The sequence below is a fragment of the Paenibacillus sp. MBLB1832 genome (assembly GCF_032271945.1).
Classification (GTDB): Bacteria; Bacillota; Bacilli; order Paenibacillales; family NBRC-103111; genus Paenibacillus_E; species Paenibacillus_E roseopurpureus.
In genome coordinates, this window is record NZ_CP130319.1 from 3454017 (window position 1) to 3465639 (window position 11623).

General features: G+C 47.3%; 14 protein-coding genes. All 14 read right to left on the minus strand.

From position 1 onward, the window contains the following. Positions 1 to 7: 7 nt before the first annotated feature. The gene (dxs, locus tag MJB10_RS15600) at positions 8 to 1894 is read right to left on the minus strand and encodes a 1-deoxy-D-xylulose-5-phosphate synthase (protein WP_314796074.1); all 1887 of its coding nucleotides are present in this window, start codon (positions 1892 to 1894) and stop codon (positions 8 to 10) included. A 115-nt stretch (positions 1895 to 2009) separates the two neighbouring features. Next, on the minus strand, positions 2010 to 2918 hold the full coding sequence (locus tag MJB10_RS15605; protein WP_314796075.1) for a polyprenyl synthetase family protein: 909 nt from the start codon (positions 2916 to 2918) through the stop codon (positions 2010 to 2012). A gap of 2 nt (positions 2919 to 2920) precedes the next feature. Beyond that, entirely contained in the window at positions 2921 to 3172 is a 252-nt protein-coding gene (gene xseB / locus MJB10_RS15610) for an exodeoxyribonuclease VII small subunit (protein WP_314796076.1), read from the minus strand. Then, the gene (gene xseA / locus MJB10_RS15615) at positions 3159 to 4529 is read right to left on the minus strand and encodes an exodeoxyribonuclease VII large subunit (RefSeq protein ID WP_314796078.1); all 1371 of its coding nucleotides are present in this window, start codon (positions 4527 to 4529) and stop codon (positions 3159 to 3161) included. The genes xseB and xseA overlap by 14 nt, the downstream gene beginning before the upstream one ends. Before the next feature lie 8 nt (positions 4530 to 4537). Continuing rightward, on the minus strand, positions 4538 to 5404 hold the full coding sequence (gene folD, locus MJB10_RS15620) for a bifunctional methylenetetrahydrofolate dehydrogenase/methenyltetrahydrofolate cyclohydrolase FolD (RefSeq protein WP_314796080.1): 867 nt from the start codon (positions 5402 to 5404) through the stop codon (positions 4538 to 4540). A gap of 58 nt (positions 5405 to 5462) precedes the next feature. After that, on the minus strand, positions 5463 to 5924 hold the full coding sequence (gene nusB, locus MJB10_RS15625; protein ID WP_314796081.1) for a transcription antitermination factor NusB: 462 nt from the start codon (positions 5922 to 5924) through the stop codon (positions 5463 to 5465). 86 nt (positions 5925 to 6010) lie between these two features. Then, the gene (locus MJB10_RS15630; RefSeq protein ID WP_314796083.1) at positions 6011 to 6238 is read right to left on the minus strand and encodes a DUF2273 domain-containing protein; all 228 of its coding nucleotides are present in this window, start codon (positions 6236 to 6238) and stop codon (positions 6011 to 6013) included. Between the two features lie 14 nt (positions 6239 to 6252). Continuing rightward, positions 6253 to 6813, minus strand: a complete 561-nt coding sequence (gene amaP, locus MJB10_RS15635; RefSeq protein ID WP_314796085.1) for an alkaline shock response membrane anchor protein AmaP — start codon at positions 6811 to 6813, stop codon at positions 6253 to 6255. 83 nt (positions 6814 to 6896) lie between these two features. Further along, positions 6897 to 7310, minus strand: coding sequence for an Asp23/Gls24 family envelope stress response protein (locus tag MJB10_RS15640; protein ID WP_314796087.1), 414 nt, complete (start codon positions 7308 to 7310; stop codon positions 6897 to 6899). A gap of 134 nt (positions 7311 to 7444) precedes the next feature. Beyond that, on the minus strand, positions 7445 to 8803 hold the full coding sequence (gene accC / locus MJB10_RS15645) for an acetyl-CoA carboxylase biotin carboxylase subunit (protein ID WP_314796089.1): 1359 nt from the start codon (positions 8801 to 8803) through the stop codon (positions 7445 to 7447). 14 nt (positions 8804 to 8817) lie between these two features. After that, positions 8818 to 9312, minus strand: coding sequence for an acetyl-CoA carboxylase biotin carboxyl carrier protein (gene accB, locus MJB10_RS15650; protein WP_314796091.1), 495 nt, complete (start codon positions 9310 to 9312; stop codon positions 8818 to 8820). Between the two features lie 155 nt (positions 9313 to 9467). Beyond that, positions 9468 to 10190, minus strand: coding sequence for a SpoIIIAH-like family protein (locus MJB10_RS15655; protein ID WP_314796092.1), 723 nt, complete (start codon positions 10188 to 10190; stop codon positions 9468 to 9470). 39 nt (positions 10191 to 10229) lie between these two features. Further along, positions 10230 to 10868: a stage III sporulation protein AG gene (spoIIIAG, locus tag MJB10_RS15660; RefSeq protein WP_314796093.1), complete on the minus strand. Its 639-nt coding sequence runs from the start codon at positions 10866 to 10868 to the stop codon at positions 10230 to 10232. Between the two features lie 4 nt (positions 10869 to 10872). Next, positions 10873 to 11616, minus strand: a complete 744-nt coding sequence (spoIIIAF, locus tag MJB10_RS15665; protein ID WP_314796094.1) for a stage III sporulation protein AF — start codon at positions 11614 to 11616, stop codon at positions 10873 to 10875. Between the last annotated feature and the right edge of the window lie 7 nt (positions 11617 to 11623).

Here is an 11623-nt window from a genome sequence, read left to right on the forward strand (position 1 = left end):
TACGTGCTTATGCGCGCTGTGTCTTCCGCGGCACAAGCTTCTTCACTTCTGCAATCAAATTCTGAGCGGTTAAGCCTACTTCTTCACGCTGTTCTTTCACACTGCCGTGCTCAACAAAGTAATCTTGAATGCCAAGCGGTTCAACTTGTAAACCAACGATACGCTTCTCCGCATAAAACTCCAACACCGCACTACCGAAGCCGCCTTGTATGGAGCCTTCTTCCATCGTAATAACTGGCATTGATTCATTCGCTAACTGAAGCAGATACGCTTCATCCATAGGCTTAATGAATCGTGCGTTCACGACGCGAAGCTCGATGCCCTCTTGCGCGAGTAAAGCCGCTGCTTCTTCCGCAACTTGAACCATCGGTCCTACAGCCAGCACTGCCGCATAATCACCTTCGCGAACGACTTCCCAAGTCCCGATCGTGATTGCCTTAGGAGCCTCACTGATGTCAACGCCAGTACCGTTAATTCTAGGGTAACGATAAGCGATCGGTCCATCGTTATATTCAAGTGCAGTCTGCATCATATCGCGTAATTCTTTCTCGTCTTTTGGCATCATCAAAACCATATTCGGTATGGTGCGCAGGAACGAGATATCATACACACCTTGATGGGTCTCGCCATCCGGCCCAACAAAGCCTGCACGATCAATAGCAAACGTAACATTCAATTTAGGACGGCAAATGTCATGCACGACTTGGTCATATGCACGTTGCAGGAATGTCGAGTAGACAGCAAATACAGGTTTCAAGCCTTCGCTTGCTAATCCTGCACACAATGTCGCCGCATGCTGTTCGGCAATACCAACATCGATCATGCGGTTCGGGAATTGCTTTGCAAACTTTAACAAGCCAGATCCGCCTGGCATAGCCGGCGTAACGGCAACGACACGAGAATCTTTCTCCCCAAGCTCAATTAGCGTATCTCCGAACACCTGGGTATACATAGGAGGACCAGAAGACTTTAGAACTTGGCCAGACTCAATTTTATAAGTGCCGATTCCATGCCAAGTATGGGAATCCTTCTCAGCAGGCTGATACCCTTTGCCTTTGGTTGTAACAACATGAACGAGAACGGGTCCCGAAACCTTCTCCGCTTGCTTCAAAGTGTCCATAAGGACATGCAAGTTGTGACCGTCTACTGGACCAATATACGTAAAGCCTAACTCTTCAAACCAAACGCCGTTGAGTACAAAATATTTAAGACTATCCTTCAGCTTCTCCGCTGTTTTGGCCAGCGTGCCGCCGATGGCAGGAATTTTCTTGAGCAGATATTCGACTTCTTCTTTGGCTTTTAGATAATGACGATCAGAGCGGATTTTGCTCAAATAATTATGAAGAGCCCCTACATTGGGCGCAATGGACATTTCGTTGTCATTCAGAATGACGGTAATATTCTTCTTCTCATGACCGATATGATTCATGGCTTCGAGCGCCATGCCGCCTGTTAATGCACCATCACCGATGATGGCAACCACTTTATTATGTTCGCCTTTCAAATCCCGCGCTAAGGCCATCCCCATGGCAGCTGACAACGAGGTAGAGCTATGTCCAGCTTCCCATACATCATGCTCGCTTTCGGAACGCTTAATAAAGCCGCAAAGGCCCTTATATTTGCGCAACGTGTCGAACATGTCCTTGCGACCAGTCAAAATTTTGTGCACATACGCTTGGTGACCCACATCAAAGATCAGTTTATCATACGGGCTGTGAAACAGGGTGTGTAAAGCAATTGTGAGCTCAACCACGCCTAGATTCGGTGCCAGATGTCCACCAGTAACAGAAAGCTTCTCAATTAAAAATTGACGGATTTCTTCTGCCAATTGTTCCAGCTCTGTTAAGGTTAACCTCTTCAAATCTTCAGGCCGATTGATTTGTTCGAGCAGCACGCTTGTTTCCTCACTTTCAATGTGAAAATGCTAAGATTTCACCATTATATCATAGAATTGGGTAATTCGTGTAAACCTGCCCCGAAATAGCCGCTCCCATTGCGACAAATTTCTCCTAATGATCGCGTTTCATCAAGTAATCCGCGATTTGCAGTAAACGATCCGGATTTGCAATTGTGGAGTGATTGAGCGCATCTTTGGCTTGCTGGGTTAACTCGTGAACTCTCTGCTCCGACGCTTCCATCCCGATAAAATAAGGGAAAGTGACCTTCATTTGCTTCTCATCGCTTTTCACTGGCTTACCCAGCTTCTTTTCATCTCCGATGATATCCAAAATATCATCCTGAATTTGAAACGCGAGTCCCAGGGCATGCCCGAACTTACTAAGCGCCTCGAGCTGCTCATCGGTTGCTCCAGCGATGTGACCGCCAGCGCGCAAGGAGAAAACGATCAGATCACTTGTTTTGTGCGTATGAATGTACGTCAATTCTTCCAGCTTGGTAAGCCCTTGCTCACCAAGCATATCTGCGGCTTGACCGCCAACCATGCCCCGTGCGCCAGCTAGCACCGCAAGCTCTTCGGTGATCGCAAGGACGCGATCCGCTTGTGCGCCATGCTTCTTATGCGCTTGCGTGATGCTATAAAAGGCATGCGTCAACAAGGCATCTCCAGCAAGAATAGCCATCGCCTCGCCGTACACTTTGTGATTCGTCAACTTCCCTCTGCGATAATCATCGTTATCCATCGCAGGCAGGTCATCGTGAACCAAGGAATACGTATGTACTAACTCAATCGCAATCGCGATCGGCATGGCAGCTTCAAGCGAACCGCCAAGCGCTTCCGCAGCAGCCAGTACCATGATCGGGCGCAGCCGTTTGCCGCCTGCCATAAGGGAGTAGTCCATCGATTCACGCAGGGAGGATGGTACATCCCAGGCAGCAGGCAATGTTTGGCGCAGCGCAGTTTCCACTTGCTCAGCATGCGCAGCAATATAGATATGTATATTCGACGACGTGTTGTTCAAACCTAATTCCCCTTATCTTCCAAGACAGGCTGGAAAGGCTTTCGTGTTACTCCAGCTTCCCCTTCAACCAACATCTCAATTTTCTTCTCGACTTGCTCGAGTTTGACACCGCATAGATGTGAAAGCTTAACGCCTTCTTGATATAACTCAATGGCTTTCTCCAGCGGAACATCGCCGCTTTCCAGTTGACTCACAATGCGCTCCAACTGCTCGATTGCCGCTTCAAAGCTCACTTCTGTCTCATTGGCTGACATCTGTGTTCGCCTCCATCCCCGAAACTTGACATTGTATTTTACCGTCCTTGAGACGGATCGATAGTCGATCTCCAATTTTCACTTGGACGATAGATCGGACAAGCTGCTTCTCTTGATCGTCATACGCCAAGCTGTAGCCCCGCTGCATGACCTTCAGCGGGCTGAGCGCGTCCAGATGACGGACGCTGGACTGCCACTCCTGCTTCTTCGAACGCAGGAGGGTCTGCATGGCCGTGAGCATCGTGCGTTTGGAAGCCTCCAAACGCTGTCTCGCCATCACGGCCTGCTCTGTGGGGTTGAAGCTGGATAAACGACGCTCCAGCTTCAACCTGCGCTGAGCCAGCAGCGTCACGCGCTGGCGCATCCGGTAACCGAGCTGCTCCGCCAGCCGGTCAAGTCGCTCCGCAGGCTGCATCAGCAGCTGCCTGCGGGGGTTCGTCAGGAACGGCGAGCGATTCGCTCGCGCGAGCCGTTCCTGCTTGCGGCGCAGCTGCTGCAGCAGCCCGTAATGCAGGCGCTGCGCCTGCTGGGCTAGCTGCTGCTTCAGCTCGAGGTGGTGCGGCACCGCGAGCTCAGCCGCCGCCGTAGGCGTCGGCGCTCTGAGATCGGCGACGAAGTCTGCGATCGTGAAGTCCGTCTCGTGGCCGACGGCCGAGATGACCGGGATCGCTGAGGCGCTGATAGCCCGCGCTACGATCTCCTCGTTGAAGGCCCACAGCTCTTCAAGTGAGCCTCCGCCGCGGCCTACGATGAGCACGTCGGCTTCACCGAGTCTGTTCATGGCTTCGATCGCTTTCACGATCGAAGGCGCCGCCCCTGTGCCCTGTACGAGGACAGGGTACAGCAAGATCGGAATCGACGGGAAGCGCCGCTGCAGCGTGATGATGACATCACGAATGGCAGCACCCGTCGGGGACGTAATCACGCCGATGGCGCGTGGAAACCGAGGAATCGGTTTCTTGCGTTCTGGCGCGAACAGCCCTTCACCTTCGAGCTTCTTCTTCAGCTGCTCGAATGCTAAATACAAACTGCCGATGCCGTCAGGCTGCATCGTTGTCACATAGAACTGGTAGGCTCCATCCCGTTCATACACGGAAATATTCCCGCGAGCGATGACTTTCGTCCCCTCTTTGGGAATAAAACCAAGCCTCTGATTATGCGAGGCAAACATAATGCTTTTGAGTCGGCCTTCGGCATCTTTTAATGTAAAATACATATGACCGCTCGAATGATGCGTAAAGTTCGAGATCTCGCCTCTCACCCACACATCTTGAAGACGCGAATCTCCTTCGAGCAGCAGCTTGATATAACGGTTTAAATCCTTGACGCCAAAGATTTTAGTCTCGTTTCTCGCCATAGGGTTGCCTAAACACTCACATTCGCACGAGCTGCACGGCTAGCTGCATCAACGGTATTGCGAAGCAGCATCGTAATTGTCATTGGACCCACTACACCTGGAACCGGCGTAATCGTGCTTGCAACTTCTTTGACTTCTTCGAAATCGACATCCCCCGTCACTTTACCTTCCGCATTTCGGTTAATGCCAACGTCAATGACAACAGCGCCTGGCTTCACATGGTGCGTTTTAATGAAATTCGCCTTACCTACCGCAGAAACGAGGATATCCGCTTGCTTTGTGATTTCTTCCATATTCGGAGTACGTGAATGAACAACAGTAACGGTAGCATGCTCACGCAATAACAGCATTGCCATCGGTTTGCCGACAATATTGCTTCGGCCTACAACAACAGCATGCTTACCAGCAATTTGAACACCCGTGCGTTTCAATATTTCTATTACGCCGTGAGGTGTGCAAGGTTTCATGCCATCTTTGCCAATCATCAAATTCCCGACATTCACAGGGTGGAAGCAGTCCACATCTTTGGCAGGATCAATTTCATCTACAACCGTTTCTTCGTTGATATGCTTAGGTAAAGGCGATTGAACCAGAATCCCATTAATCTTGCTATTTTTATTAAAAGTATGGATAAGGGCAATAAGTTCTTCTTGCGTTGTTTGCTCAGGCAGGCGATGGACTTCCGAATAAATGCCTACATCATCGCAAGCCTTTGCTTTATTTCTTACATACACTTGAGAAGCTGGATCCTCCCCAACAATAACAACAACGAGTCCTGGCTGGTTCCCTTCTGCTGTTAGAGCCGCTGCGTCCGACCTGATCTCCTCCCGAATCGAGCTTACGAGTTCTTTCCCATTAATTACATGAGCTGGCATGTTATTTCCCCCTTAGCTTATTAAGGCATTTCTCTGTATGCATGTAAAATCCCCAACACTACTGTGTACTTTTGACCTTTTCTTTCAGTGAATCGATTTCTTTGATCATCTTCCCAAGTACACCATTTACGAACTTGCCTGACTCTTCCGTGCCATAATGCTTAGCAAGTTCAATTGCTTCGTTCACGACGACTTTAGGCGGAACATCGTCACGATACAACATTTCATAAGCAGCTAATCGCAAAATTTCACGGTCAATCCTTGAGAGCCTGTCCATCGCCCAGCCTTTCAAATACTCCTCTAACAGCTCATCAATATTCACTCTATGCGTAGACGTGCCCTCTACGAGTTCAATAATATAGGCAGACTCAATCTTATCCCCAGGCCAATCCAACTGCGTTTCATTATCATGCTCTGCTTCATGAATCGCTATTTGAACAGCTTCCTGTGGCGAAGCCTCATTCATTTGGATTTGATATAAACTTTGTATCGCGATTTCCCGTGCAATTCTGCGTTTCATTCTGTTCCTCCTAAAAGCTCTTTCTCCTAGTATACGTCAAATTGGAATCAATCCAAACAAAAAAATCCATGGTTGAACCAGGGATTTTAGCGAAACATTCTCCATTTTTGTGTGAGATAGCGCCAAATGTCTTCCAACATCACGAAACTTTCCTTCCGATCCAGCTTATTTCCTATGTATAAACCGATCCCAACGATCCATCCGAAAATCAACATATCCCAAAAACCAAAAAATAAATAAATGAAACCAAAGAATACGCCACCAGCAACTCCGATCACTTTGCCCCTATGGTGCTCCCATAGATCATTCCACATCTGTGGATTCACCCCTATTCGACTCGGCTTTTAAACGTTGGGGCTGATTGCACGATATTTGCGACGAATACAGTAACGGATGCTACAGGAATACCCGTAATATCTTCGATGTAACTCTTTACTGTACCTTGCATTTCTTCAGTTAGTTCCGGAATCGAGCTTTCCCCATCTACAATGGTTCTAATAGTTATTTCTAATCCCGATTGATTTACTCTCACTCTAGCCCGCAGATCCTTAGCACCTTTGGAACGACCTGCTGCTTTCAATGACAAGTTCTCCACCGTCTCAATGGAAATGCGGATATCACCGAAATCTGTGCGTTGATCAATCGATGGCGCTTGTGTACGTCCGCGACGAAGCGTTACAAGTAGAAAACGCACCGAAATCAGCAACATCACCAAACTGATGATAATAGCTGTATAGGCGTAATTTTTCTCATAATAGAAATGACTTAGCGTTTGACTTGATTGATCAAGTGGGATCCAGCTAGATGCTGTGAACAATACAACGAGAGATGCAACGAAAATAATCAGGCTATAGAAAAGTAGCAAGAGCCTGTCCACAATTTTACCCACTACGCTTGTCCCCTTCCTAAGTTAGAGGAAACCCCCTGCAACCTGTAGGGGGTTTCCATTCATCCATATGACTCAGCAGCTGCCTACTTCACACGCAGGGCAGATGCTGGTTCTTCATCCGACTGTTTGTCTGCCTGTTTGAAATGAACATCATGAATATGGACGTTGACTTCAACGACGTTAAGTCCCGTCATTGACTCAATCGCTTGTTTCACGTTGTTCTGAATATCATTCGCGACTTCTGGGATCCGATTACCGTACTCAATAATAATGGAGACGTCAATGGCAGCTTCACGTTGTCCGACCTCTACCTTTACGCCTTTGGACAAATTCTTGCGTCCAAGCAATTCAGCAATGCCGCCAGCTAATCCGCCACTCATCCCCGCTACACCTTGCACTTCCACCGTTGCCAAACCGGCAATGATTTCGATAACTTCGGGGGCAATCTGGATGCTGCCCATGTCTGTCTTGACGTAATCCGGAGCGATTGTGCTCATTGTGGCACCTCCTAAAAATTTTGCGAAGCAAAATTCACTTCGAAAGCATACGCTTAAGTTTATGACGCAAATTTGGATAAGCCATCTTAATATATTAGTATAGCATTTTGCCAGAATTATGACAAATGTTTGTCTTACGAATCCGCATCGTTCACATCGTGCTCTTCTAAGAATTTAATATCATGGTCGCCCTTGATAAATTTCTTGTGTTCAAGCAGCTTCAGATGGAAAGGAATCGTCGTGTTGACACCATCAACCGCGAATTCATTGAGCGCTCTTTTCATACGGTTAATCGCTTCGTCACGCGTGCTTCCCCATACGATTAGCTTCGCGATCATGGAATCATAATGCGGAGGAATCGTATAGCCAGGGTAGACCGCGCTATCCACACGAACACCAAACCCGCCTGGCGGCAAATAAAACTTCACTTGACCCGCGGACGGCATGAAGTTACGATTCGGATCTTCCGCATTGACACGGCACTCAATGGACCAGCCATTGATCTTGATGTCTTCTTGACGGAAGGAAAGCGGATTGCCTTCAGCAACTCGAATCATCTCTTGAATGATATCAACACCCGTAATCATTTCGGTAACAGGATGTTCAACCTGGATTCTTGTGTTCATTTCCATAAAGTAAAATTTACCGTCTGGACCTAACAAAAATTCAAGCGTACCCGCTCCAGAATAATTAACAGCTAACGCTGCACGAACAGCTGCCTGCCCCATCGCTTGACGCGTTTCTTCTGTCAGAACTGGACATGGCGCTTCCTCGACGAGCTTCTGTCTGCGACGTTGCACGGAGCAATCGCGCTCACCAAGGTGAACAACATTGCCATGCTTATCCGCAATAATTTGGATCTCCACATGCTTCATGCCCGTCAAATACTTCTCTAAGTAAATACCCGCATTCCCGAAAGCATTTTGTGCTTCCTGTTGGGCTGCTGTAATTTGTTGAACAAGCATTTCTTCGTTTTCTGCAATACGGATCCCTTTACCGCCGCCGCCTGCAGTTGCCTTAATAATAATCGGATACCCGATATCACGTGCAATAACGACAGCGTCGTCAATATCTTCCACGAGTCCATCGGAGCCTGGAATAATTGGAACTCTCGCTTCTTTCATCGTTTGTTTCGCAACCGCTTTATCGCCCATTCGGGAGATCGCATCTGGGGAAGGTCCAATGAAAGTAATATTGCAGCTCTCACAAATTTCAGCGAAATCTGCATTTTCTGCCAAGAAGCCGTACCCAGGATGAATGGCATCACACTCTGTCAATGTTGCCACGCTCATCAGGTTCGTAAAGTTCAAATAACTGTCTTTGGACGCTGTCGGTCCAATACAATATGCTTCATCCGCTAAACGCACGTGCAACGCATCACGATCCGCTTCTGAGAAAACAGCAACGGTGTAAATGCCAAGCTCGCGACAAGCGCGGATAATACGAACCGCAATTTCGCCGCGGTTCGCTATGAGAATTTTATTGAATTTCATGATTTGTCCTCCAATTACTCTGGTCTCACCAAGAATAAAGGTTGTCCGTACTCAACAAGCTGACCGTTCTCAACGAGAACTTCAACGATTTCACCTTTTATTTCAGCTTCAATCTCGTTCATCAGCTTCATCGCTTCTACGATACAAACAATCGTCTTGTCCGACACTTTGGAGCCAACGCTTACGAACGGCGCAGAACCTGGTGATGCGGATTGATAGAAAGTACCTACCATCGGAGAAACGATCTTATGTAAAGATGAGTCTTCTTGTTTAGCTTGTCCGCCCGTTTGAACAGGAACTTCAAGCGCAGCAGGGGGTGCTGTGTTGGAGTAGCTAGGCTGACTAATTGGCGCATACGTGTGTTGAACAGGAGCCGATACATAAACAGGTTCCGATTTATTCGGCTTACGAATAGAAAGGCGTGCACCTTCATTTTCAATTTCAAGCTCTTGTAAAGAGGATTGATCGACGAGTTTGATTAACTCTTTGATTTCACTCAATTTAAACATTCAAGTCACTCCTTTAGACATTGGTGAATCCTAAAAAATGCGTTTTCATAGCCGCAACGTATGTATTATACCCATAAACGCAAGAAATGGAAAGAGTCCAGTTTAGCCGGACCCTTTCCAGTACGATTATGTGTGGCTATTTTTCCACAGTTCGATTACGGACGTACGTATTGGATCTTGATATTTTCAGGCGCAGCTCCAAGCTCTTTCACAACCATATCGATGATGGATACCCCTTGACTTTTCTCCAATTTCTCACTTTGTACAGTCACTTTCCATTTGGTTCCTTCTTGATTAATAATCGCTTGCGGGAAATCTTGGATCAACAAATCTTGGAGATTTTCGATTTTTTGTTGGAGATCTTCAAGCGCTGTCAGGTCATTCGTTGCTTTGGCGATCGCTTCTGGTGATTTTTTCGTATCCAAAATGGTCGTCATTAAATCGGTAGAAGCTTTACTGAAGTAGTCATTTTGCTTCATTTGCTCATTGATGAAGTAGTCGCTTGCCGACGTTGTTTTGGATTGTTCTTCGACTTGTTTCAAGACTTGATCGTCAGATTTCGCAGGCGTTTTTGTCGTTGTTTTGGATGCATCTTGAGTAGTTGTCGCTTTAGCATCTGTTTTTGTTGAAGTTTGCGGCGTTGTTGATTTTGTGTCGGTTTTTGCGCCTGTGCCTGTTGTTGCTTTCACATCCGTTGTTGCACCTGTTTTCGGATCAACTTGGCTCATATCAATTTTGACTTCTTGCGACTGACTGATCCCATCCGTTGATGCCAAATCCAGTTTATTAACATCTTCCGTAAAGAGATAGTAAGCGGACAGTACCACCATCAAGCTAAGCATCGAAACTAGCCAAATTGTTTGTCTTTTTGCGTTCATTGTTAATTCCTCCTTAGAATGGTTGAATGATTTCCTCATTTATTCCCCGGTTTTGCGGGGCAGAATCGAAATTTTACTCGCTTGCACATCCATACCTCGTTCAACAGCTTCCATAATCATTTTCTTCACGGTAAGGTTCTCAGCGCCTTTCGCAACGACGATGACACCGCGAATTTTGGGCTTAATGTATTTGAGCACAAGCGGTTTCTGATCGCCCGAAACTTGATACAAGACAACTTCACCGCTTCGCGTTACCTGGGAAATATTACGTGTTGCTCCACCGTTGTCGCGTTCCGTCGTCATAGTCTGATTATCGTTATAATTTTTGTCCACGGTCATTTCTTCCGTTGATTCAATGGTAACGAGAACTTCCACATCGCCGACACCGACAATTTTTTGCAGGATTTCCTTCAGCTGATCACCATAGGTCTTCTCATAATCATGAAAACTCGAGTTTTCCTTGGAGGAGCTTCCTGCAAACACTTCCTTAGTTGGGGGCGGGGACGCTCTGCCTGTGCCAATGGGATCCAGATCTTTGACAGTGATAAATGAGTTAATAATCATCAGCGCAGCTCCTAAAAGCCCTACCATAATGAGCCATAACAACGTATTTTTACGTTTTGGTCCACCAGGCCCGCCTCCGAATTTGTGCTCCATCCATTGCAGCAATGTTCCCATCGATTCACCTCGCCATCCGTCCTTTACTTTGCTCGACTCCAATTTCGATGAGGTCTGGATCGACTAGCCAATTTCGTGCCAACCCTTGTTTGAGTTGATCTACTTCTTGCTGACTTATTTTGGCTGGTTGATCCCCAGTTGCCTCGTTTGACCCGATTGACTGTTGCTTGTGTGAAGTCGGGATTGATCCAATTTTGACTGGATCCACAGGCTTAATGGGCTCCATCGCCGCGATGCTCTTGGCCTGTGTTGCAGACTGTTTTCTCGCTTCTATATCATCAAGGGTCACCTTCACATTGGAGATGGCAGGCTTCCCGTTATTGTCCAGTTGTACTTGCACTTGAACCTTTTGGACTGGCCATTTCGTTTGTTTCTGAAGATCCTCTTTCATTAATCCTTCTAGCTGTCTTTGTACGAGTTCTACCGTTTTCTTCCCATCGGCATCTTGCATTTTGCGTGCACTGTTCTTGATATCACTCAACGTCGGTATTGATGTGGCATTTCCCCCACCGCTGGCGAGCATCGTTCGCTCGTTCTGAGACTTCTCTGCCTGACTCAGCAGCTTGTCGATATCCCAATCTTTCTTGAACAGTTGCAGGACCGGCGTCAGCAGTGTCAGCAGAATGAAGAGGCTTAAGACCGTCTTCACATAGCGTTGCATGGTGTTACTCGGGAGCAGCAGATCTACAAATGTCGCAAGCATGATGACCATAATGACGGTTTTCAGCCATCCAGCTAACCAATCCATCGCGGAG